We start from the raw sequence: 23,069 nt of genomic DNA, 5'->3' as shown, positions 1-23,069 counted from the left end.
GAGACTATGTTATTTAAATTATCACGTCATAGTATGAAAAAGATGTTAAAAGATTATATGGTTTTACTTATTGGTCTCGTTATTAGTATTAGTATCTTCTACATGTTCCAAACGATGGCAATGAATAGTGAATTTACAAAGGATAATAGTCTTATTAGTAGTATTAGACTCGTATTCTGGGTAGGTGCCATACTATTATCTTTCATTACTGTATTTTATATTATATATGCTAATTCTTTCTTACTCACATTAAGAAGAAAAGAACTCGGTATGTACATGATGCTCGGAGCGAAAAAGAAAAAAGTAGCACAGTTATTATTTATTGAAACATTCGGTATGGGTATTGTCAGTATTATTATCGGGATTTTAGTAGGGATGTTACTAGCAAGTGTAGCAGGAAACTTTTTAATGAATGGAATGGAGATTTCAGCGAAAGGTAGTTACTCATCTGTATATACACCAGCAATCTTAGTTACAGCTATTTTCTTTTTAATACTATTTTTTATTACCGGATTAATGAATAGTGTTCGGTTATTACGTAAAACAGAACTAGAGTTAATTCGTGAAGATGAAACACTAGATGAAGTGAAGAAAAGTAAAACTCGTATTATTATAATGACTGTACTTGGTGTATTACTAGTAAGTACAGGATACTATTTTATGGTAAATATAAAAATGTTTGCTGAAATCGGTTTTATAATAGCGACAATCGTTACAACACTTGGAACATATTTTATCTTTAGTTCGTTGCTCCCATTTTTTGTGATGAAAATTAAAGGGAATAAAAAACGAAATGAAACGGGCTTAAATAGTTTTACATATGCACAGTTACGCTTTCGAGTAAATAGTTTATCGAGAGTATTAGGTACTGTAGCAATGTTAATTGCATTAGGAGCAGGTGCCATGACTGCAGGGATGGCGTTCCAAAAAAATGTAGGTATTATGACAGACTTCTCACGAGTATATGATGTCGTAATTCATGATCCAAATGAACAAGACAAAGCGGCCTTAAAAGAAATGGAAATTGTTGAAGAAAGCAAGTACAAGTATAAAGTAGACGGAGAAGCGGTGTATTACTTACGTAATGACTTAACTGCGAAACCACCACTTGTTTCCGATCACTTTGATACAAAAACTTTAAAAGAGCCTGTTCGTAAACGTGTGGCTGAACCTTTAACTGAACCTGTCTATTCTGCTTTGGAAGCTCCCGAAGCAGCGAATAAGCTTCCTCGCATGCCAAAAGATTGGGAAGATGCAGTTGTAAGAGAAATACAAATTACACATAATCAATTTAACGGAAAACCTGTAAGAATTGCAGACGAAGAGCATTATAAAGGAATTCAAGGAACAGAGCATAGTGTAACATTAGCAAAAGTAGACGATATGAAAAAATATAAACCATTGTTGCTCGATATAGATAAGAGACAAAAAGAATTAATTGAAAAAACAACAGGTACAAAAGTAGACTTATTTACGAAAATGACAATTTATCAGTTTATGAACAGTTTCATGAGTGGAACAATGTTTATGGGATTCTTCCTCGGAATTGCCTTTTTAGCAATGATGGCAAGTTCGCTTATGTTCAAAATATTAACGGGTGCTTCTCGTGATGTACGCCGTTATGAAATGTTACGAAAAATCGGTGTGAGACGTAGTATGTTAACCAAAAGTATATATAAAGAAATTTCATATTTATTTATCTTCCCAGCGATTATTGGAATTTCCCACGTGTTAGTAGGGCTAAACTTATTCAGCTTTATATTAGTTGACCCGTTTGTAAAAGTGTGGGTGCCGATTGGGATTTTCTTAGTCATTTATTTCATCTATTACTGGATAACAGTCCAACTTTATAAAGGTATGGTAATGCCGAAAGAAGAAGTAGCGAAATAGTTTAAGAGAAGAGTCCTTGTTTAGAAAACAAGGACTCTTTTTATTTGTAATACATTGTGACCAAACCTTCCTATTATTAATGTATTGAAAATTAAGGGAATATTAAGGGGTTATGTAGTGGAAAGTTAAGAAGTGTATGGGATATTAAGAATGTACAAAAGGTTAAGATGAAATTAGAGAGAGCAATTGTTATATATTCATATTATTTTCAGGTAGTTTTACAGAACTAAATTGATATTTTTATAAATTTAAAAGAAAGGAAACGACTTATGAAGAAGGTGAAAAAATTAATAAAATTTATTGGAGCCATCACTACACTATTATTAATTGTAGCACTAGTATTTCCTACATGGACCTCGCAAATAAAAGGGAAAAACAGTATAAGTACGTTAGAACAGGTAGAGGTTAATGGAAGTAGTCATGAAATAATGATACGCGGCCAAGATAAGAACAATCCGGTCATTATTTTTGTACATGGTGGACCAGGTACTTCAGAAATACCATATGCTCAAAAATACCAAGTCGTATTGGAGGAGAAATTCACAGTTGTTAATTACGATCAAAGAGCAAGTGGGAAATCGTATCATTTCTTTGAAGATTATTCGAACCTTTCATCAGACCTACTAGTAGAGGATTTATTAGCAATGACAGATTATGTTTCAAAACGTCTCGGCAAAGAAAAGGTAATATTAATTGGTCATTCTTACGGTACATATATCGGAATGCAAGCTGCCAATAAAGCCCCTGAAAAATACGAAGCATATGTTGGCATAGGGCAGATGAGTGATACAGTAGAAAGTGAAATGGATAGTTTACATTTTGTAATTGACCAAGCAAAAAATGCAGGGAATGAAGATGAAGTTGCATATTTAAAAGGGTTGACTGAAAAAATTAAAAATGGCGATACATACACTCCGCGAAATTATGTTGCGAAATACGGTGGAACATCAAGGCTCATTGAAAATCCAGATGGTGATAATATCGGGATGTTATTCAGTAATGAATATAACTTGTTAGACGTAATTCGTTATAACGTTGGATTATCACATTCTCAAACTGTATTATTGGAAAAAGATTTGAAAAATCCATTGCCTACTAAAGTAACTAAGCTGAAGCTACCGTTTTATTTTCTCATGGGGAAATATGACTATAACACTTCATTTCATGCAGCAAAAACATATTTTGATACGATTGAAGCAGATCAAAAAGGATTTATTACTTTTGAGAAATCAGCCCATTATCCACAATTTGAAGAGAAAGAAAAATTTTATGAGTGGATGTCCGATACATTCGTAAAATAAATAAAGTGTATCCGAACTATAGAGAATTAAAAAAGTTAGCGAGATATATCATTATATGAAGCGAAGTTAAATAAAAAAGACTCTTGTATAAAAACAAGAGTCTTTTTTTGAATGTTCTCTATACAGAAGGAAAAGATTGAATAATGGTCGAAAAAGATAATATAACTTCCAATAAATGACTGAAATAATAAAATCTTGTCGATAGAAAGGGTATGAAGTATGAAAGAAATGCTACAGTTATTTCGCAACAAAGTGTATGCGCGTTTTTTTCTAGCAAATATTTTAGAGCGACTTGGTTCTATGATTGCTGGAATTTCTTTAATGTTTTACTTGTTAGATCAATACGGAAAACAACCAGTTTACGCAACGATGACACAAATTATGATGGCATTGCCTGCATTAATCTTTTTTCTATTAGTAGGGACAGTAGTGGATCGTTTTGATAGACAACGTATTTGTACGGTAAGTAACATATGTTGTTCGCTATGTAATATCGGCATCCTAATTTCGCTTTATTACGGAATGATTATACTCGTCTTTATATTTTTATTTTTGGAAAATGCATGTATACAATTTTTCTCCCCATCAGAACAGTCGATGATACAGGGAGTAGTTGAATCCGACCAATACGGTGCAGCAGCAGGTGTGAATCAAATGGTAAATAGTTTGTATGCTTTGTTTGGTGTAGGAATTGCAACGATGGTGTACTGGACTTTTGGAATATACGGGAGTATTTTAGTAAATACGCTCACTTTTATTATGAGTGGTGTTTTGATTCAAACGATCTCTATTCCAGAAAAAGTGCGTTTGCCAAATGGTAGAATAAAATGGAAGGAAGTTAATTTGAAGATGTTAATAACAGAGTTTCAAGGAGGGATCAAGTATATATACCAAAATGAAACTTTAAAAAAATTACTTTTAGGATTTATCGTATTTGGTTTATTAAATGGTATTTTAAGTGTATCTACTACTTACATATTAAAATACAAATTAGCACCAGCAACGTATGAAAGTCTAGCGATGGTGGGTGGTGTAGTTGGAGGGATTTCATTACTAATTGGAAGTATAGTAGCAACAAGTATAGGTAAGAAATATGCACCCAAGCCTATTATTGTCTTTGGTATGGCAGGCTCAGGGGTCTTTTTCGGTATGTGTTACTTTGTAAACCACGTATGGTCTTTTTATGTATGTATCGCTTTTGCGACTTTCTTTTTACCGTTTATTAATGTTGCAATTATGGGCTGGATGTATGAAATTGTAGAAGAATCATTCATGGGACGTGTTCAAAGTTTACTTAGTCCATTAACGACAGGATTCCAGCTGTTATCTCTCGGTGCGATAGCGATGTTGTTCCCGAAATGGATTAGTGCAGATACGTTGTTTATTATTTTATTTGGTTTATTATTTTTTGTTACGTGTTTATATCAAGCCATTTTACCTAGTGGGAAGAAACGCGTGCAAGGTATAGCTGAAGAGATGTAATATATGTGGTTTTTGGTTTCTGAATATTCTATCGTATGGTAAGGGGAAATCGTTATGTTGATGCGAATTGCTAAATGGTGTGGGGTTACTTGTTTACAACTAGTAGCTGCAATTCTATGTATAATCTGTCTAGGTGCGCTGCCACGTTTATTTAAGGGATTGCAAATAGATTTAATTGGTTTTTGGAACACGTTTGTATTACTTGGAGAAAAGTTACTGCAACCGGGTGAAATTACATATGGATTTCGAGACTCAAGAAAACTATTTCCGCAAATATGGATTCATTATTTTGAAACAATGATTGTATTTCTATCAGCATTTTTACTTTCTTTGCTTATAGCGTATATACTTGTCGTTTGGGTATTGCAGCGTTCTCATATGAAACAGAAAATGTGGAACGGGATTTTTCTTACGCTTGAGAGTATACCGGATATATTACTTATTTTATTATCACAGCTTCTTGTCGTAATTATGTTTCAAAAAACAGGATTTATGCCAGTCAAACTGGCTGGATTAGGGGAAGAAAGGATACGTTTGTTACCAATTATATGTCTTACAATACCAACTACATTATTGTTTATTAAACTTTTGTTGTTACGGTTTAAAGAAGAATTAGAGAAAGATTATAGTTTGTTTGCCAAGAGTAAAGGACTAAGCTTACGGCATATTTTGACACATCATATTTCAAGAAATGTTTTATTGACGACAATTTATTATGCGAAAACAAATATTTTATTTATGCTTTCAAATTTATATATTATCGAATGGATTTTCAATACATATGGAATGTTTGTTTTTGTAAAAGAAAATTCGAAATTAGAAATATTTACGGTGAGTTTAATTATATTATACGTACCGCTTTTTATACTATTTCGTATATTACATACGCTTTTAAAAAATGTTATAAAGGAGCGTGCGTGATATGTGGGGAATTGCAAAAAGAGATGTAAGATTTTGGATCGGTGTTACTTTTTTAAGTGTACTTATGGTTATTAGTATTGGGAATACGTTGTTTTTCGACGGGAATATTCGCGAACTAACGATGATGTATAACGAAAAAGGAGAACTAGAGGCTGCTCCGTTTTCACCGTCGAGTAAATTTTGGTTCGGAAGTGATGAGAAAGGACGCGACCTTTTCCAGTTAATAATAGAAGGAGCGAAATGGACAGTTGGAGCGAGTATAATTATAGCGATTTTACGAGTTATAGTTGGAGGGGGAATTGGTTTACTTCTTGGTATGTATGGTAAACGTTCTTTTCCAGTTATTTCATCCTTTTTTGATCCTTTTAGTATTGTACCGATGGTTATGATTTCTTATTTTATGTTAAATGAAGTTTTAACGTTTGATAGTGGAGCAGAAGTTGTGCCGTTATATTTGCGTGTGGCATTTCAAATTATAGTTCTTGTATGTCTTGCTGTACCGACGGTTATGTTGTATGTAGCGCAAGAAGTAAAGCGTATTAAGAAAGAAGAATTTATGTTGGCAGCTACTGTGCTCGGCGGAAGTAAGTGGCATAGGTTGAAGCGCCATATATGGCCGCATATGTTACCATCATTTCTTTTATTAGTAGCTCAACAATTTGTAAGTGTACTATTACTTCTTTTGCATCTTGGATTACTTAAGTTGTTTTTTGGAGGAACAATATTATTTGGATTAGATGCAGATAGTGTAACAAAGGAATGGACTGGCCTAATTGGTCAAAACTTCCGCCATTTAACTACACATACATGGATTGTACTTATACCAATTACTTTTTATAGCATGACAATTTTAGCGGGAAATCTAGTTAGTAATAGTATGCAAGATGCGATCAAACTAGGAAATGTAAGAATGCCTAGGAGCAAAGATAAAGAAATGAAGGAAGAGAAACAATTACAACATACTTTGAATGATTTTTCATTCTATAAAGAGATACAAAAATAAAGAAAGATAGCTGAAGACAAATTGTTTTCAGCTATCTTTTTTTGTTTATAGTGGTGGTAAATCAATCTTACCTTCTTCAAATAATTCTTTTATCATATGTTTCGTATAACCAGCTGCTTGACCAAATGTGATTTTTGCTGGCATTGGTGCTTCGTTTGCATCTACAACTACATCGATAATACATGGTTTATTTTGTTTTACCGCACTTTCGAAAGCAGGAAGTAGTTCATCTAAATTTTCAACGCGGTATCCAATACCTCCGCACGCCTCTGCGTATTTTGCGAAATCAGGGTTTGTTAAGTCTGTACCAAATTCGATATTACCCATAACTTCTTGTTCAAATTTAATCATGGCGATTTTATTATTATTTAAAACGACAACAACGATTGGTAGTTTATATTTAACAGCTGTTACGAAGTCGTTCATTGTCATTCCAAAACCACCGTCACCACAAACTGCAAACACTTGTTTATCCGGGAAAGCAATTTTTCCAGCAAGTGCTCCAGGTAAACCGCAGCCAAGAGTTGCGAGCCAACTAGAAATAATAAATTGCTGGTTTGTCATACGGAAGTGCCTTGCTGTCCATACTGTTACATTTCCGACATCGACTGATAATATTGCATCATCATGAGCTACTTGTTGCAGTGCATGCATAACACGTTGTGGCTTAATTGGAGTAGAAGTATCGTCTTCTTGATCGTGTAATTTTTCCTCCCACTTTTTCATCATTTCTTGATGATGCTCTAAGAAGGAATGGTCCTCGTGTTTTTCTACATTTTCAATTAACCATTTTAATGTTTTATCAGCATCACCGGCTAAGCCGATATCTGTGGCATAACGTTTTCCGATTTGGGCAGGATCTGTATCGATATGGATTGTTTTTGCTTTTTCAGGTAAGAAACCAGTGAACGGATAAGAAGTACCAACCATAATTAAAGTATCCGCATGTTTCATTGCCTCATAAGAAGGTTTCGTTCCAATTAATCCTAATCCACCAATACAAAGTGGATGTTCATCAGGGATAATTCCTTTAGCTGGTAATGTAAGTACGATTGGAGCACCAATATGTTCTGCAAATGAAAGTAAGGATTCTCTCGCATGTTTCGCACCTTTTCCAGCTAAAATAACAGGCTTTTTCGCTTCATTTATTGCGAGTTTGGCAGCATGTAAATCTTCCTCTTGCGGAAATAACTCAGGTAATGTAAAAGAAGTATTTGTAACACGAGCACCACTTTTTACTTCGAATTTCGGAACATCATCTGGAATTGTAAGAACAGATACGCCTTTTTTCGTATAAGCCATTCGAATCGCTTGATTTACGACAGCAGGTAGCTGTTCTGCTGACATAATGCGCTGGTTATAAACCGCGACATCATCGAACAATCTTTCTAAGTTTACTTCTTGGAAAAAATCCGTACCGAGTAAATCTGTTTCTACTTGGCCTGAAATTGCTAGAACAGGGGCTTTATCGAGTTTGGCATCATATAAACCATTTAATAAATGAATAGCACCGGGCCCTGCGATTGCCATACAAACGCCGAGTTTTCCAGTTAACTTAGCATAGGCAGCTGCTGCTAATGCACCAGCTTCTTCATGGCGAACTTGAATGAATTTGATTTTATCTTGTTTTTTTCTTAAAGCTTCAATAATAGAATTGATGGAATCTCCAGGCATTCCGTATATGTGTTCTACTCCCCAGTCAATTAATAGGTCAACTAGTGCTTCACCGGCTGTTTTTCCAAACATAATTTTTCCTCCTTATAAGTAGGTAGATACTATTATGTTTTGAAGAAAAAGGAAAAATATACAAATGATAAAATATATTAGTTTTAATGATGACCAGTAAATAGTGTAAATACTGTTATTAGTAAAAATCCACTAGTTGCCCATGTTAAAAATGAAAGGGAAGAGAGCTGTTTCTTAGCTTTCCAAAGCATTTCATGAATTGTTACATAGCCAAGTGAACCGATAGCACTCCCCATAATCAGCCCTTGTAAATGTAGGGCTTTTCCTTCCATCAAAATACCAAAAACAGTACCAGTACCGAGAATAAGAGAAAGTAATAGAGTTGTTAATAAAAATGAAATATATTTATGCTTTGTAAAGAGAAAGGGGATAATTAAAGCTAATCCTTCTGGAATATGATGAACTACAATTGCTATTAAAAAAGGAATGGCAGAGTCAGCATGATTAATAAAAGCTGTACCTAAAGCAAAGCCACTCGGCAAATTATGAATAAATATAGCAAAAGAAAGAAAAAGGAAAGTTTGCCATGCTTGTTGATCTTTTTTATGTATCGTTGGATGATGACAATAGTTATCTAATAAGCTCATAACTAAAATACCAATAGCTATACCAAGTATAGGCCCAATTATTTCATAGCTTGTAAAGGTTTCAGGAATAATTTCAAGGGATAATAGACCGAGCAAAATTCCGCCACATAAGGCGTATAAACGATGCATTTTTTCTTCAATTAGCTGGCGAGTAGCAATGCCAACAGCACCGCCTAATAGTAATCCACCGAATGAAAAAAACGTAACAATCATTGGAATCCATAATCGTTCCATAGTATCACACTCCGATTCTTCCACTTATTTTTAGCTTACGAAAAGGAAAGTTAGATTAGTCCAAGTAATTGTGTTTGATTATAGAGAAAAAACTAATAATTCGTTATAATTTATATATAAAATTAAGTGGAAATATGAAATGGGGAATAAGTTTGCAAACAAAATGGAGTCTATCTGAATATGAAAATCCAAAACGATATGATGTAGAAAATAAAAGTTTGTCAGATTTTCCGTTTTTACTATCATGGGCACAAAGACTAAATATACAAAATGAATGGATTCTAGATATTGCTTGTGGAACAGGAAGAGTTACAATTCCCTTTATAGAAAACGGGTATCAAATGATTGGTGTAGATATACATGAAGGGATGCTTGCTGAAGCAAAGAAAAAAGCTAAGAATTGTAATAAGGTTAAATGGTTACAACAAGACTGTTTACAATTAAGCATTGATGAAATGATTCCGTTAGCATTTATGGTTGGCCATGGATTTCAGCATTTTCTTACGAATACAGATCAAAATAAGTTATTAACATCTATACATCATGTGTTAGCTGACAATGGTATATTTATATTTGATACACGTTTTCCTTCTAAAGAAGAATTAATACAACCATTTACAGAAGAATACTGGACAACTATTAGTGATGAAAAGGGAAGAAAATGTGATTTATATACTGAAATGACATACGATTCAATTCAGCAAATACAGCACTATATAACAACAAGAAGGTTTTATGAGGATGATGTGATAGTAGAGGAAATGAAAACAACAATTGATCTTCGCTATACGTATCCGCAGGAGTTAGAAAGATTATTAGTAGCGAATGGTTTTGAATTATTACATATATATAATGATTGGGAAGGAAATGAGTTAGGGGAAGACTGCTATTCTATGGTAGTAGTTTGCCGGAAGAAAAAATAGTGTTATTTTAAAAATATGAGTGTAAAAAGCTTTTAAGGAGAGAAAAAGATGTCTTGGTACTTAGATAATGTTTATGAATTAAATAAAGGAGCACCATATACTTTCTATCTACCTAGCTCAGAAGTGTTGGAGAAATTAAAGGTTGGAGATTTGGTGAAGCTAATTTTTGTATCTAAAAATGAGGAAGAAGATGGGTTTCATGGCGAAAGAATGTGGGTAGTAATCACTGAAAGAAATGAGAAGAAGTTTGTAGGGGAACTGGACAATGATCCGTATCGTTTAGATTTAAAAATAGGTGATAAAATTTCATTTGGAATCGAAAATATATGTGATACGGAATATGATGATCCAGCTTCAAGTGATTGGGATTTTTATTTTGATACGAAGGTAATTGTTAGTGATGATGTACTTGAAAAAAGAGAATTTAACTTTATGCTTAGAGATAATCCAACAGCAGAGGGCGATCCAGGTTGGTCAATTTTAAGTGGCTATGAAAGTGATGACTATGTCAATAATCCTAAAAACTTTCAAATTATTTCAATTGGAGTCATTTTGAATATAGATGATTCTATTTTAAACTTTCTTGAGGAACCACCTTTATGTGCATATGAAAGAAATGATGAAGGTAGATTCTATAAAATTAAAGACTATGATTGGAATGCATATTTAGATGGATAGGAGAATGTACTATGTTGTAAAGAAAAGTACATTTTGTTTCGGAATCATATTAACGTTATTTTTAAGTGGATGTATCAGTTTTGGTAAAGAAACTACAGATACAATTTACGTAATTCCTGAAGAATATGAAGGGGATTTAATTGTTTTATATAACGTACCTGGTGCTGAATTGTTACCAAAAGAAGAAGAGTTTAGTGTTGTCACTTTCGCAGCTGACGGTACTGCTGTTACATCTACAAAAGATATGAAATATGGTACAGTGAACGATTTATATTATACAGTAAATAAAGAAGGGGGGCGTACGAAGCTTGATTCTAGCTGTATACGCCTTGCTTCAACTGGAAGTAGAACCGAAAATTCGTGGGAATTTCCACTTGCAAACTTAGAAGTAACTCGTACAGCATGTTCTAAAGAATTTTCGGCAAATGGTAGAGAGGTACCAGAGAACCAAGAGCATCCTGCTGAAAAGAAGATGAGAGATTTAATGCAGCATGTACAAGAACAGTATATGAATAAAGGGAAATAGTTAGTATGTTAGATGGAAGAAATTCATAAGTAGTATAAATTGCAGAGAATAGTAGTAAATGGAGGAACTAATTATGCAACAAATTAAAAAAATAGGAAACTCATTTTGGTATATGACACCTGTTTCTGAAACAGATAGACCTATATTAGGAATGGTCGTTGGACAAGAAAAAACTTTAATGATTGATGCGGGGAATTCAGAAGCACATGCACAATTATTTTTAGAAATGCTAAAAGAACAAAACGTATCAAATCCTGATCTCGTAGCACTAACACATTGGCATTGGGATCATATTTTTGGATTGCCTGTACTACAAAATGCATTAACTATTGCGCATACTGAAACGAAAAAAGAGATGCAGAAACTAGTATCTTATGAATGGACAGATGAAGCATTGGACGCACGCGTAAAAGAGGGTACTGAAATAGAATTTTGTGCAGATTGTATCAAAAAAGAGTTCAGTGAAGAACAAAGAAATATTAAAATTATTCCTCCGACCTTAACGTTCCAGGATCAACTTGAATTAGATCTTGGTGAAGTGACATGCGTGTTAAAACATATAGGCGGAGATCATGCACATGACTCTGTTGTTATGTATATAAAAGAAGAGAAGATATTGTTTTTAGGAGACTGTATATATGCAGATATTTTTTCTTCGAAGTGGAACTATACGACGAAACGAACGTCTAAATTAATAGATGAATTAGAGAAATTTGATGCTGAGACATATATTCTTTCTCATGGGACAGCTATAAATCGGGATGAGTTTTTACAAGAAATGCATTTGCTGAAAACAGTAGGAACATATACAGAAGCTCATAAAGGCGATGAAGAGAACATAAAGGCAGCGTATAAACGAGACGTAGATAGAGAATTAAATGAAGATGAACTAGAAACAATAACGTTTTTTGTAAATGGTTATGAAATGGTGAATCTATAAAACGCAACTTTAATCAGATAACATTAAACTGCACAAAAAGAGTATTGAATTAACTTTCAATACTCTTTTTAATATTAAGTTCCAACCAATTTCTAATTATTTTTACTGTACCATCTGAAGCTACATCATTTTTGGGTTTTCCATATAGATAAGTTTTTAATTAGAGACTTTCTTTGCTAACCCAGTTATATAGTCGAAAAACTCATTGTGGTTTACATCATATACTACATTTACCGGCCGTCCATCAGCAGTTTCCTCTGTACGTCCTTGGCTTGGTCCATATGTATGAACGATACTATTAATCGTTTGAGATTTTGCAAGGCTAGTTTTTCCGACAAGTGCAGCAGTTAATACATCCCATAAATAGTAAGTAGAGTTCGTTGAGAAATGAACGAGGGGAGGAACCATCGCATAGCATTGACCAAGGAAATCAATACCAATATATTTTCGCTCTTTTGCCCAACGTTCACGTATGTCTATAGTTAATGGAACTTGGTTAGTACTTTCTAGTGTCACTAAGTCGATTTCAATTTTTGATTCCCATACACGAGCTACTGCTTCAGGATCCCAGAACGAATTCCACTCAGCTGTTCCATCATGTTCTGGCTCATGTACATTGCCGGCAGTACGAAATGTCCCTCCCATCCAAATAAGACGCTCAATTCTTTTTTCGATTACAGGTGCTTCATATAGTGCACGCGCTAAATCGGTAAGAGGACCTGTAAATAATAAAGTTGTTTTCGCTTCAGTTTGTAGTAGGGTTTCAATTAAATGATGATGGGCAGGTTTTGCTGCTACGGGTGTTACAACTTTTCCAGACTCATTTAAAATTGGTAAAGCATCTACATAAAATGCATGCATCCGCCAGTCTTTTGGAAATGGATTTTTTGCACGGGAGTTGGATGCGGATACTTCAATATTTCCTTTGCTGAAGCGATCAATAATTTTGCGACTTGCAGACATTGCTGGTTCCAAATAGCAATCTGCAGGGATAACTGAAACACCGGTAAGTTTAACATTATCCATCTGAAGTAATAAAAATAGTGAAATTAAATCATCTACACCACCATCATGATTGAAGTACACTTTTTTCATCATTGTAATCTCCATCCTATATGATTTAGTTAGAAATTAAACATGAATTGAGGAAAAGTCATCAATAATTTCCACCACTTCAATTTCGCCATTAATGAGTAACTCAGAGAGTTCGTTATTCACATTTCCTTTCCAATATTCTCTAGCTTGTTCAATTTTTTGAGAAAAAGGAATACCATCTTCTTTCGGTAAAAGAGCTCCGTCACCTTCAAAAGAATTACCGATCACTCGTAGTTTAACAATCTGCAAAACTTCTCGATTGTAAGAATCAAATAATGCTTTCCATTTTAAAGCATTTTCATAGCTCCTTGCAGCATATAAACAAGATAATCTTGAAGGGTATTCAGGGAATTCTTGTAGTCTTACCATTTCTACAATCGTTTCTCTAACCGCTCTAATTGTTTGATCCATATAATTCATAACTATTTTAGCATTTTCATTTTTTATATGTAATTCTTCATTTGTATAGTGTTCTTTTAAAATTTGCATAGAATCTTCACCGCTAGAATTTAAATGTTTTCTTTCAAAAAAGAAATGAAATAGAGTATTAGTTTGATTTTTATCGAAATGAATGATTTGTCCGATATTCATTTTTTTATTTGTCACGATATGATATGCGTAAAATTCTTGTGCATTCATGGGTATCCTCCTAGTAGTAATTATCATGTATTGCAAAGTTAAATTTAATAATTCAACATTGTTATATATTAAACCTCTAAAAGTAAAAAAGAGAATATATGATAACGCTTTAAATTTGTTCACAAAATGTTCACTTACGAAGAGGTTTACACAATCGATATAATGACAAAGACTTAAACAGAAAGGATGATAGAAATTGCCAACAACAAGAAAGGAAAGCCTCCAATTCGGTATGATGATGTGCCTCGGGATGGTTATTGTAATGACGTTTTATAATGTATTACTGAATGGAGCAGGAGGACCAATTCATATTAAGGAGATCGCATTAGAACTAGTAATTGGATTCATTATTGCATTATTAATTGAAATATGTATCGTTGGACCTTGTGCGAAAAAAATTGTATTTGCATTACCGTTTGATAAATCGAAAAAAGTAAATGTTATTATTGCAATGGCGACAGCTATGGTAATCGGAATGGTTTTCTTTATGTCTTTTTACGGAATGGCTATGATGTATTTGCATAATGGATTACATGGTGAATCATTCGTTTCCATTTATTTTTCGATTTTCATTAAAAATTTCATTATGGCGTATCCATTGCAATTAATTATTATGGGGCCGCTTGTGCGTTTTTTATTTGGAAAGTTTGTTATGAAGAATAAAACTGTTAATGTAGCGTAGCTTTTATTTGTAAATATTTATATATGGATGGAACAGCTAAATGCACCTCAGATTTATTGAGGTGTGTTTTTCATGTCCAGTTTTAATTATTTTCATATTGATGTGACATTTGTTTTTTTGTTGTTTTAGTAATTTTTCAATCAGAATATTAAAGGGATAATAGGCTGGAAAATTCAAAAGGGAAAAGTATTAATGATTAGATTATATACATACGAAGAAATTGAAGTTATGATAAAATTGAATTATTTGGAAAATTATCTGGGGGGTGAAAATACCGTATGCAAAAGTTAACTAACAAAGAAGTTGATTACATTTTAAAACAATTAATGATAAATGATTTGAAAGAATTCATACATATTGGAGAAGGTGCATGGCATGAAGTTTATAGAATAAAAACATTTTCAAATCAAGATTTTGTCATAAGGATTAAAAAAGAGAAAGCATATAACCAGCTTCAAACTTACACTAGACAACACCTTCTTACAGAATATGAATCATCTAAAACATATTATAATCAAGCCAACAAATGTATTTGGAGAATATGCCCCACCGAATTTAATTATTTTATTGATGAAGAAATAGTATTTAATGTAGAAAGCTTTATGGGAAGTAGTTTACCGTTACATAGCTTAGGCTATAATAAATCATTATACTTAGGGCAGTTGTTAGGCGAATTTTACAAAGGGATGCACGATAGGGATACTATGCTGAAGGGGTATGGAAATTTAGTATGGAACGAAAATACTATAGAGGGTAAGGAAGCATTAGATATTCAAGAAAAATGGGAGCAAGACAATGACTATTATCTTAAAGCATTAGAAAAGCTAAGTAACTCAGAGTTAACATTCAATCGAAAAAAGGTTGAATTAAAAATACAGAATATCATTTCTATCCGAAGAAAAAGGATACAAAAGATATCTTTGGTTAATCAAGATGTTACCCCTGAGAATATAGTATTTCACCAGGATAATGTTTCCGTTATTGATCCATATCCTAGATTAGATTTTGATATAAAGTATGCTGGTTATTTTTACTTTTGTTATAAACTTCTTCTTCCTTCTTATTCCAACGCTCCAAGATACATAGATAGGGGTTATGAAAGCAGTGTAGACGTATTAAACAGCATAGCAGAGGGCTTTATTAAAGCATATGTAGGTGATGACCACTCTCTATATAAAAGACTAATGGATGAATATTTGTTGTGGATCTTATTAGAAATTCATGAACATTATTTGCTGTTAAAACAAGAGGATTTAAGTTATAAGGTTGAACAGCAAATGGGAAATAAGGATATTCTAAAACAGAGAATGGAAACGTATTTAAAAGAATTGGAGAAATTGATTGAAAATAGCGCTAGAACTTTATAAATTCGCAGAAACATTGACTTCCGGCAACGAGAATTATGTAAATAAGCTGTCCACTGAATTCTCATAGGAAACTGTGATGAGATGAAATTTTTGATTTTGAAGTACTTCAAAATCTTAGCTAGATGACTATGTACCGGTAGCCCATAGTAAAAAGACAGGAACATATTGTACATATCAAATATGTTCCTGTCTTTGATTTTATTAAGTTTAACAACTATGACCTAAATATAAATGTATTGAGATCTTCTTTATTTATTATTTTTTGAACTGTAAATGAACAAACTTCAACATCTTTATTAAGTTTACAATACATATCATAATACGCGTACTTCCATCCCAATCTTTATTTATAGATATATTTTTAAAGAAAGGGGAGCAGCTTAATACTTTTATGTTTGAAGACCATTTTTCTAGTGTCTTTGGATTATTTATATAAAAATACATTAGAGCGCCATTATTACCAGATTTTTTTACTGTAGCATTTGAAAGATTCAGTGCAAATTTTGATTCAGCATCAAAGTATAACTCGCCTCCAGGGAAACGTTTTGACATGGCGACTACGATCTTTTTTAAATCTTCTTCTTTAAAGTAATAGAATACACCTGCTGAAATAAATAGAATACCGTCGTTTGGATTATATTTTATATCGTCAAACCAAGAGATATCAAAAAATGATTTAGCTATACTAGTATTCCTCGGTGTATCTTCAATTAAAGTTTTGCGAAAAGAGATTGCATCAGGCAAATCAAGGTTATACCAATGTATCGTACCGTTATCAATTCTAGAAAAAGTAGTATCTAGTCCGGAACCGATATTTACAATAGTAGCATTTGGATGTTTTATAATAAATTTTTTTATAGTATCATCAATTTTTCGTGCGCGAGTAATGTATGTGATGCATCCGTATTCACCAAATGTATTTGCAATTGAGGAGAAGTTAAAATCACATTCTTTAATAATACGAATAGCCTCAGTATCATCTAAAATATCTTTATTTTTCTCACTGCCAAACGCACGTCCCCATAGCGGAATAAGCATTGTACCTTGTACTGAATGTATATCTATTTCTTTGACCATGAAACTTCCTCCGTTTAATAAAAGTTACTTTTATTCTTAATCGTTACTTAACATTTTTGAGAGCATTTTATTTGTTTTATACAATCCGTAAGTTAAATCACGTTGATCGTCTTCACTTAGTTTTTCAAGATTATGAGTGAAAGTATTATATATTTGTTTCCATCTCTCATAATGTACCTTTTCAGCTTTTTCTGTCAGAGAAATGAGTACAGCTCTTTTGTCTACCGTATCTTGTTTTTTTATAATATATCCGTTTAGTTCTAAATTACGAACTGTTACACTTAATTGTTGTTTAGGTATGTTTAAATAACTAGCAATCATTTTTAAATTTACAGGAACCTTTTGTTGTGCGATATACTCAACTACGTGTTGCTCTAAATGTGTAAATTCAGAGGATTTCTCTGATAATAATTTGAAAGTACCTGACATATTTAATAACAAATTCATGTATTCGTTTAATAATTCGTTTTGGGTCATAGTTTTCGCTTCCTTTATGTATTTAGTAAATATTTTATTACTATTTTAATGGTTAATCAAATCATTTAATTTATTATAGTAAATTAATATTTACTATAATAATGTTTTTGGTACTATACGAACTGAAATAGAAGGGTAAAAGAGGTGCTTTTAGGGGAGAAGAATATGAACGGAAATAAAATATTACTAAATACAAATAACTGATGCATGCAATGTCTTTTTCAGTTATTATGTTGTAAAAAATTTTATGATAAAATCTTTTACATAATTAAATAAAGGGGTAGTATTCTATGGGTTATTTCTCAAATGGTTTATTAGTTTTGTTTGTTCTTATCGTCTGTAGCTGTATGATTTTTGGTTGATAATATAATGATAGTTTTTATAAAAGAAGTTAACTAAGATGAGGTTAACTTCTTTTTATTTTATGTTGAGAAGGAATTATATTGTTCTTATGGAAGTTTGTTTAAGTTAATTTCATATTAAGGGTAATTTTATGAAATACACACAAACGAGAGAATAAGGAGTATTCATATGAATAATAGTATAAATTACAAAATGGAACATCCAACAGATTTCAATGGATTATTAGCCTTATACGAATCTTTAGGATGGAATTCTCTTAAATTAACGGTTAATGAATTGGAGCAAATGTGTAAACAAAGTTGGTATGCAATTTATGCTTTTGATGATAAGAAGTTAGTAGGGATGGGGCGTGTTTTATCAGATGGAGTAATTACAGGCATAATTTGTGGAGTAGGCGTATTGCCAAAGTATCAGTCAAGTGGCATCGGGAAAGAAATAATGAAACGATTAATCCAGCATTGTGAACACAACAAGGTTATTCCCCAACTTATGTGCGCAGAAAATTTGCAATCTTACTATGAATCTATAGGATTTGAGGCATTTTCAATTGGAATGACAAAACATATTAAAAGATAGTGTGGCTTTATATTATCGGTGTACTTGTGCATATTTTCAAACTTCATCATAAAAGAGACTTGCTATATGGAGATAGCTAAAGGGGTAGAAATGTTACAACTTGAATTTCAAGAATTTATTATTCATCCAATTCTTTTATGGGATGATAAAATGGCAGTTTTAATAGATACTGGTTTCCCTGGACAATTTGAAGATATACAAGTAGAGATGGAGAGAGTTGGCGTATCATCTGGTAAGCTAAAAGTTGAAGACAATAATTTTTTATTAATGGGCGCCACAGTGTAATCTAATTGTTGATATATAAATAAAACACTTAAATTATAAAAGAGCATGTTTGAAAAAAAATTAAACATGCTCTTTTATTAAAGGTAATCTATTTAATATGAATGATCTAACCCGTTCCAATAAAAAGAAACGATTTCTTGTGCTAATTCATCTATATTTGCAAGAATAGGATTGTGATTTTCATCTTTAAAATTCCCAATTGATAATAAAGATACGAATGCATGAGCAGCAAATTTAGCGTTTCCTTTCGGGATTTCTCCGATTTGCATCGCATTATCGAGTGCTTTTTCTAGCACTTCATACATATTATCTTCAGCCTCTTTTAATTCTTTCAATTGCTCTTCAGATAACGACAGTTTTGCATCTTTCATAAAATTTTTCATATCAATATCCATCGTTGCGTGTAAGTAAACTTTAGCGAAGTCTAATAACCTTTCTTTTAAAGTCTTATTTGCAGAGAGAATTTGAGACATATTCTCTCGTATACGCACCATCATTTGGATCATAGTAGCGGTAAATAAATCCGCTTTTGTTGAGTAGTAATAGTAGACGGTTGCTTTCGTAACACCACAAACTTTTGCGACTTCATCCATGGAAACGACTTGATAATTTTGAGTAAGAAATAACCGAGTTGCAACTTCCAAAATGGTTTCTTTTGTAGATTTTGTATTTTTATTTTGACGAGGCCTTCCGAGAGGACGTTGTTTTTGTGCCAAATCTATTCGCTCCTGACATGTATTCTTAAAATAATTATAACATAATTTTTAATCATTCTTGATTAATTAACCGACCAGTATATATAATTAATAGTGGAGGAAAAAAGGAAGGTGGGTTTTTTATGAAAAAGCACCCGTTACATATGCTAGGGAGGCTTGTAGCAGGGAAGAATACGCAATGGATAACTTTATCGGTTTGGATTCTTATTACATTAGTACTTTCATTTACGTTGCCACAAGTAAATAGCACGAAAGAACCGAATCCGAAAAATTTACCTGAAACAGCTATGTCGCAGCAAGCGGAAGCAATGATGAAAAAAGAATTCCCTAATAATGCAGGGAATCCGTTGCTTGTAGTATGGCATAGAGATGGTGGATTACAGTCACAGGATTATAAACTCATACAAGACGTTTATAAAGAATTAAAGGCTAGTCCTTTAAAGGAACAATCAACGTTACCACCATTTGATACAATACCGGAACAAGTATTATCAAAAAGTGCATCAAAAGATGGTACATCATTTGTCACACCAGTATTTTTTAATAAATCAGCTGGTACAGATATATTAAAAGGAAATCTTGAAGATTTAAGAAAGATAGTAAATAGTAAAGTGGATGAAGATCCATTCAAACAAAAAATAAGTGACTCTGGTTTACATGTCCGATTGTCTGGACCTGTAGGTATTCAAACGGATGCAGTTAGTTTATTTAGTCAAGCAGATGTGAAATTATTAGTGGCTACGGTATTACTAGTATTGGTTTTATTAATTTTACTGTACCGTTCACCAATTTTAGCAATTTTACCTATACTTGTTGTGGGATTTGCATACGGTATTATTAGTCCTACACTTGGTTTTTTAGCTGATCATGGATGGATTAAAGTAGATGCCCAAGCGATTTCAATCATGACAGTATTATTGTTTGGTGCTGGAACGGACTATTGTCTATTTTTAATTTCGAGATATAGAGAGTACTTACTAGAGGAAGAAAGTAAATATAAAGCATTGCAACTTGCGATTAAAGCATCTGGCGGGGCAATTATAATGAGTGCATTAACGGTAGTACTTGGATTAGGAACATTATTACTTGCTCATTATGGTGCCTTTCATCGATTTGCAGTACCATTTAGTGTTGCTGTATTCATAATGGGAATCGCTGCTTTAACAATTCTTCCTGCATTTTTATTAATTTTCGGTAGAGCTGCATTCTTCCCGTTTATACCGAGAACAACTTCAATGAATGAAGAATTTGCAAAAAAGAAAAAGAAAGTAGTAAAAGTTAAAAGATCAAAAGGCGCCTTTAGTAAAAAACTTGGAGATATTGTAGTAAGAAGACCGTGGACAATAATTATGCTAACTGTGTTTGTATTAGGCGGATTGGCTTCATTCGTACCACGTATACAATACACATATGACCTATTAGAATCGTTTCCAAAAGATATGCCTTCCCGTGAAGGGTTTACGTTAATTAGTGATCATTTTTCAGCTGGTGAACTAGCACCAGTAAAAGTTGTTGTTGATACGAAAGGAAAAGAGCTTCCTATTAAACAAGAACTAGAGAAATTTTCTTTTGTAAATACAGTGAAAGAGCCAAAAGAGGGAAAAGAAAATAAGCAAATACAAATGTATGAAGTTTCTTTAGCGGAAAATCCATACTCAATTGAAGCGTTAGATCAAATCCCTAAATTGAAAAGTAGTGTAGAAAAAGTATTAAAGGGTGCTGGGATTAGTAATGTTGAAGATCAATTGTGGATTGGTGGAGAAACGGCGTCATTATATGATACAAAGCAAATTACGGAACGTGATGAAGCAGTTATTATTCCAGTAATGATTAGTATTATAGCTTTATTATTACTTGTTTACTTACGATCTATTGTCGCGATGATTTATTTAATTGTAACTGTTGTTTTATCATTCTTCTCGGCACTAGGAGCAGGATGGATATTACTTCATTTCGGTATGGGGGCTCCAGCGATACAAGGGGCGATACCGTTATACGCATTCGTATTTTTAGTAGCATTAGGTGAAGATTATAATATCTTTATGGTTTCTGAAATATGGAAAAACAGAAAGACGCAAAATCACCTGGATGCTGTAAAAAATGGCGTTATACAAACAGGTAGTGTCATTACATCAGCAGGTTTAATTTTAGCAGGAACATTTGCGGTGTTAGGTACACTTCCAATTCAAGTTCTTGTTCAATTTGGTATTGTAACAGCAATTGGTGTATTACTAGATACCTTTATTGTTAGACCATTACTTGTACCAGCAATCACAGTTGTTTTAGGAAGGTTTGCTTTTTGGCCAGGGAAACTTTCGAGAAAGAGTGAAGAGATACAAAAAGTGGATGCATAGTTAAGAAAGCCAAGGATATTTCCCTTGGCTTTTTCCATGTAATTAATCTTTTGAAGTCAAATCATCAGTTACAGCATGATCAGCATCTTCAATAGCTGTTTCTGGCATTCCATATAATCCGTTCATTGCTTGTTCTTCGATATTAAGGTTTGCAGTATTATTATTTTGAATAAGTGTAGCGTTTTCAGTAACATTTTCTTTTTTATTTTCATTTTTGTTATTCATGTATGCATCCTCCAAACATCAGTTGATTTATTAATAGTATGTGGTTGGATTCCAAGAAATATGTGAATGGATTTTTGCAGATGTTATATAATTAAATAAAACTTGAAGATAGATTTAAACTGTAAGGAGTGAACAGGTATGGTGAAAACAAGAAAGTTAGCCTTCTAAAATAAAATAAAATTTTAGGAGGCTATTAAAATGAGATTTCATATAATTGACAGAGAAAATTGGAATAGAGAGCAGTATTTTGAACATTATTTAAAGTTGAAATGTACGTTTAGTATGACTGTGAATGTTGATATCACGATGTTATTAGAGGAATTACATCAAAAGGGAATAAAATTTTATCCCGTTTTTATTTATTTAATTTCTAAAGTAGTAAATAATCATAAAGAATTTCGAACATGTTTTAACGATGAAGGAGTTTTAGGCTATTGGGAGGAAATGACACCAAGTTATACAATCTTCCATAAAGATGATAAGTCTTTTTCAAGTATATGGACGGATTATTCAAGTGATTTCCACATTTTCTATAAAAATTATGAAGAAGATATGAGATGCTATGCTAATGTTCATGGTCTCTTCACGAAAGAGAATATTCCACCAAATGCTTTTCCAATCTCTAGCATACCTTGGACTAGTTTTACTGGATTTAATCTTAATATTAATAATGATGCTAATTTTCTATTACCAATTATAACTTGCGGGAAATATTTTAATGAAGAAAATAAGGTTATGCTACCAGTTTCATTGCAAGTACACCATTCGGTTTGTGATGGATATCATGCGAGTCGATTTATAGAAGATTTACAGGAGTTAAGTAATAGTTGCAACCTTAAGTAATATCTAATTTTTAATTATACACAATTGAAAATGAATAAAAGAAGAGAACATGTTTATATTGCATGGTCTCTTTTTTTTCATTACTACTAAGTAACAGTGGAAAATATAGATTGATTTGTAGTTTAATAGTAAAGAGAGT

The 23,069-nt window shown here is 32.7% G+C and carries 22 protein-coding genes and 1 pseudogene; 15 read left to right on the top strand and 8 right to left on the bottom strand.

The genetic code is table 11. The annotated features are described in order from the left end of the window. Positions 1-6: 6 nt before the first annotated feature. From QCI44_RS16540 to QCI44_RS16520, 5 genes are all read left to right on the top strand, one after another. Positions 7-1,890, top strand: a complete 1,884-nt coding sequence (locus tag QCI44_RS16540; RefSeq protein ID WP_016087947.1) for an FtsX-like permease family protein — start codon at positions 7-9, stop codon at positions 1,888-1,890. A gap of 269 nt (positions 1,891-2,159) precedes the next feature. Then, positions 2,160-3,191: an alpha/beta fold hydrolase gene (locus QCI44_RS16535; RefSeq protein WP_016134445.1), complete on the top strand. Its 1,032-nt coding sequence runs from the start codon at positions 2,160-2,162 to the stop codon at positions 3,189-3,191. A gap of 219 nt (positions 3,192-3,410) precedes the next feature. Further along, the gene (locus QCI44_RS16530) at positions 3,411-4,673 is read left to right on the top strand and encodes an MFS transporter (protein ID WP_016134446.1); all 1,263 of its coding nucleotides are present in this window, start codon (positions 3,411-3,413) and stop codon (positions 4,671-4,673) included. 54 nt (positions 4,674-4,727) lie between these two features. After that, a complete protein-coding gene (locus tag QCI44_RS16525) occupies positions 4,728-5,594 on the top strand; it encodes an ABC transporter permease subunit (RefSeq protein ID WP_016134447.1) in 867 nt (288 codons plus the stop codon). A 1-nt stretch (position 5,595) separates the two neighbouring features. Then, a complete protein-coding gene (locus QCI44_RS16520) occupies positions 5,596-6,597 on the top strand; it encodes an ABC transporter permease subunit (protein ID WP_016134448.1) in 1,002 nt (333 codons plus the stop codon). A gap of 45 nt (positions 6,598-6,642) precedes the next feature. Here the strand turns inward: QCI44_RS16520 and QCI44_RS16515 are convergent, their stop codons facing one another. Continuing rightward, a complete protein-coding gene (locus QCI44_RS16515) occupies positions 6,643-8,343 on the bottom strand; it encodes a pyruvate oxidase (protein ID WP_016087941.1) in 1,701 nt (566 codons plus the stop codon). A gap of 83 nt (positions 8,344-8,426) precedes the next feature. Beyond that, entirely contained in the window at positions 8,427-9,164 is a 738-nt protein-coding gene (locus QCI44_RS16510; RefSeq protein ID WP_016087940.1) for a ZIP family metal transporter, read from the bottom strand. A 134-nt stretch (positions 9,165-9,298) separates the two neighbouring features. On the opposite strand from QCI44_RS16510, the gene QCI44_RS16505 reads away from it, so the two are divergent. The 4 genes from QCI44_RS16505 (at position 9,299) to QCI44_RS16490 (ending at position 12,231) form a co-directional block, all read left to right on the top strand. Further along, a complete protein-coding gene (locus tag QCI44_RS16505) occupies positions 9,299-10,087 on the top strand; it encodes a class I SAM-dependent methyltransferase (protein WP_033659689.1) in 789 nt (262 codons plus the stop codon). A 48-nt stretch (positions 10,088-10,135) separates the two neighbouring features. Continuing rightward, positions 10,136-10,765 carry an immunity protein Imm33 domain-containing protein gene (locus QCI44_RS16500; protein WP_016134450.1) on the top strand — a complete coding sequence of 210 codons (630 nt, stop codon included), beginning with the start codon at positions 10,136-10,138 and terminating at the stop codon, positions 10,763-10,765. Further along, positions 10,758-11,291 carry a DUF6843 domain-containing protein gene (locus QCI44_RS16495; protein ID WP_033659690.1) on the top strand — a complete coding sequence of 178 codons (534 nt, stop codon included), beginning with the start codon at positions 10,758-10,760 and terminating at the stop codon, positions 11,289-11,291. Before QCI44_RS16500 ends, QCI44_RS16495 begins: the two co-directional genes overlap by 8 nt. 73 nt (positions 11,292-11,364) lie before the next feature. Continuing rightward, positions 11,365-12,231 carry an MBL fold metallo-hydrolase gene (locus QCI44_RS16490; protein WP_016087936.1) on the top strand — a complete coding sequence of 289 codons (867 nt, stop codon included), beginning with the start codon at positions 11,365-11,367 and terminating at the stop codon, positions 12,229-12,231. 156 nt (positions 12,232-12,387) lie between these two features. On the opposite strand, the gene QCI44_RS16485 is transcribed toward QCI44_RS16490, so the two are convergent. Beyond that, the gene (locus QCI44_RS16485; RefSeq protein WP_033659692.1) at positions 12,388-13,329 is read right to left on the bottom strand and encodes a nucleoside hydrolase; all 942 of its coding nucleotides are present in this window, start codon (positions 13,327-13,329) and stop codon (positions 12,388-12,390) included. Positions 13,330-13,362: 33 nt separating this feature from the next. Next, a complete protein-coding gene (locus QCI44_RS16480; protein ID WP_016134453.1) occupies positions 13,363-13,965 on the bottom strand; it encodes a DUF2441 domain-containing protein in 603 nt (200 codons plus the stop codon). Between the two features lie 196 nt (positions 13,966-14,161). Between QCI44_RS16480 and QCI44_RS16475 the strand changes: the two genes are divergently transcribed. Together QCI44_RS16475 and QCI44_RS16470 are read left to right on the top strand one after the other, a co-directional pair. Continuing rightward, a complete protein-coding gene (locus tag QCI44_RS16475; RefSeq protein WP_016087933.1) occupies positions 14,162-14,647 on the top strand; it encodes a DUF2798 domain-containing protein in 486 nt (161 codons plus the stop codon). Positions 14,648-14,925: 278 nt separating this feature from the next. Beyond that, positions 14,926-16,014 (top strand): hypothetical protein, encoded by a 1,089-nt coding sequence (locus QCI44_RS16470; protein ID WP_088084210.1) that lies wholly within the window; start codon positions 14,926-14,928, stop codon positions 16,012-16,014. A 255-nt stretch (positions 16,015-16,269) separates the two neighbouring features. Here QCI44_RS16470 and QCI44_RS16465 read toward each other — a convergent pair whose 3' ends face one another. Then, entirely contained in the window at positions 16,270-17,091 is an 822-nt protein-coding gene (locus QCI44_RS16465; RefSeq protein ID WP_016134455.1) for a class I SAM-dependent methyltransferase, read from the bottom strand. A 36-nt stretch (positions 17,092-17,127) separates the two neighbouring features. Beyond that, entirely contained in the window at positions 17,128-17,568 is a 441-nt protein-coding gene (locus QCI44_RS16460) for a MarR family winged helix-turn-helix transcriptional regulator (RefSeq protein WP_016134456.1), read from the bottom strand. A 531-nt stretch (positions 17,569-18,099) separates the two neighbouring features. Between QCI44_RS16460 and QCI44_RS16455 the strand changes: the two genes are divergently transcribed. Beyond that, entirely contained in the window at positions 18,100-18,507 is a 408-nt protein-coding gene (locus QCI44_RS16455; RefSeq protein WP_016134457.1) for a GNAT family N-acetyltransferase, read from the top strand. A gap of 66 nt (positions 18,508-18,573) precedes the next feature. Then, positions 18,574-18,753, top strand: a pseudogene (locus tag QCI44_RS16450) (hypothetical protein); the annotation flags it as partial. Positions 18,754-18,884: 131 nt separating this feature from the next. Here the strand turns inward: QCI44_RS16450 and QCI44_RS16445 are convergent. After that, positions 18,885-19,508 (bottom strand): TetR/AcrR family transcriptional regulator, encoded by a 624-nt coding sequence (locus tag QCI44_RS16445; RefSeq protein ID WP_016087927.1) that lies wholly within the window; start codon positions 19,506-19,508, stop codon positions 18,885-18,887. Between the two features lie 122 nt (positions 19,509-19,630). Between QCI44_RS16445 and QCI44_RS16440 the strand changes: the two genes are divergently transcribed. Continuing rightward, positions 19,631-21,862 (top strand): MMPL family transporter, encoded by a 2,232-nt coding sequence (locus QCI44_RS16440; RefSeq protein ID WP_088084208.1) that lies wholly within the window; start codon positions 19,631-19,633, stop codon positions 21,860-21,862. Positions 21,863-21,904: 42 nt separating this feature from the next. On the opposite strand, the gene QCI44_RS16435 is transcribed toward QCI44_RS16440, so the two are convergent. Further along, entirely contained in the window at positions 21,905-22,087 is a 183-nt protein-coding gene (locus QCI44_RS16435) for a DUF4021 family protein (RefSeq protein ID WP_016134460.1), read from the bottom strand. 198 nt (positions 22,088-22,285) lie between these two features. Between QCI44_RS16435 and catA the strand changes: the two genes are divergently transcribed. Next, positions 22,286-22,930, top strand: coding sequence for a type A chloramphenicol O-acetyltransferase (gene catA / locus QCI44_RS16430; RefSeq protein ID WP_353811343.1), 645 nt, complete (start codon positions 22,286-22,288; stop codon positions 22,928-22,930). Positions 22,931-23,069 lie beyond the last annotated feature (139 nt).

The organism is Bacillus cereus group sp. RP37, assembly GCF_040459695.1.
In the GTDB taxonomy this organism is placed as follows: domain Bacteria; phylum Bacillota; class Bacilli; order Bacillales; family Bacillaceae_G; genus Bacillus_A.
Note: the sequence above shows the minus strand (reverse complement) of the source record. Positions and strands in the feature narration are given on the sequence as shown.

Bases quoted from the DNA above. Each gene is read 5' to 3' on its own strand.
- QCI44_RS16440 (WP_088084208.1), top strand. From the start codon at position 19,631: ATGAAAAAGCACCCGTTACATATGCTAGGGAGGCTTGTAGCAGGGAAG.
- catA (WP_353811343.1), top strand. From the start codon at position 22,286: ATGAGATTTCATATAATTGACAGAGAAAATTGGAATAGAGAGCAGTAT.
- QCI44_RS16535 (WP_016134445.1), top strand. From the start codon at position 2,160: ATGAAGAAGGTGAAAAAATTAATAAAATTTATTGGAGCCATCACTACA.
- QCI44_RS16455 (WP_016134457.1), top strand. From the start codon at position 18,100: ATGAATAATAGTATAAATTACAAAATGGAACATCCAACAGATTTCAAT.
- QCI44_RS16480 (WP_016134453.1), bottom strand. From the start codon at position 13,965: ATGAATGCACAAGAATTTTACGCATATCATATCGTGACAAATAAAAAA.
- QCI44_RS16490 (WP_016087936.1), top strand. From the start codon at position 11,365: ATGCAACAAATTAAAAAAATAGGAAACTCATTTTGGTATATGACACCT.
- QCI44_RS16435 (WP_016134460.1), bottom strand. From the start codon at position 22,087: ATGAATAACAAAAATGAAAATAAAAAAGAAAATGTTACTGAAAACGCT.
- QCI44_RS16465 (WP_016134455.1), bottom strand. From the start codon at position 17,091: ATGGTCAAAGAAATAGATATACATTCAGTACAAGGTACAATGCTTATT.
- QCI44_RS16510 (WP_016087940.1), bottom strand. From the start codon at position 9,164: ATGGAACGATTATGGATTCCAATGATTGTTACGTTTTTTTCATTCGGT.
- QCI44_RS16485 (WP_033659692.1), bottom strand. From the start codon at position 13,329: ATGATGAAAAAAGTGTACTTCAATCATGATGGTGGTGTAGATGATTTA.
- QCI44_RS16470 (WP_088084210.1), top strand. From the start codon at position 14,926: ATGCAAAAGTTAACTAACAAAGAAGTTGATTACATTTTAAAACAATTA.
- QCI44_RS16515 (WP_016087941.1), bottom strand. From the start codon at position 8,343: ATGTTTGGAAAAACAGCCGGTGAAGCACTAGTTGACCTATTAATTGAC.
- QCI44_RS16530 (WP_016134446.1), top strand. From the start codon at position 3,411: ATGAAAGAAATGCTACAGTTATTTCGCAACAAAGTGTATGCGCGTTTT.
- QCI44_RS16500 (WP_016134450.1), top strand. From the start codon at position 10,136: ATGTCTTGGTACTTAGATAATGTTTATGAATTAAATAAAGGAGCACCA.
- QCI44_RS16520 (WP_016134448.1), top strand. From the start codon at position 5,596: ATGTGGGGAATTGCAAAAAGAGATGTAAGATTTTGGATCGGTGTTACT.
- QCI44_RS16540 (WP_016087947.1), top strand. From the start codon at position 7: ATGTTATTTAAATTATCACGTCATAGTATGAAAAAGATGTTAAAAGAT.
- QCI44_RS16495 (WP_033659690.1), top strand. From the start codon at position 10,758: ATGGATAGGAGAATGTACTATGTTGTAAAGAAAAGTACATTTTGTTTC.
- QCI44_RS16505 (WP_033659689.1), top strand. From the start codon at position 9,299: ATGAAATGGGGAATAAGTTTGCAAACAAAATGGAGTCTATCTGAATAT.
- QCI44_RS16460 (WP_016134456.1), bottom strand. From the start codon at position 17,568: ATGACCCAAAACGAATTATTAAACGAATACATGAATTTGTTATTAAAT.
- QCI44_RS16525 (WP_016134447.1), top strand. From the start codon at position 4,728: ATGTTGATGCGAATTGCTAAATGGTGTGGGGTTACTTGTTTACAACTA.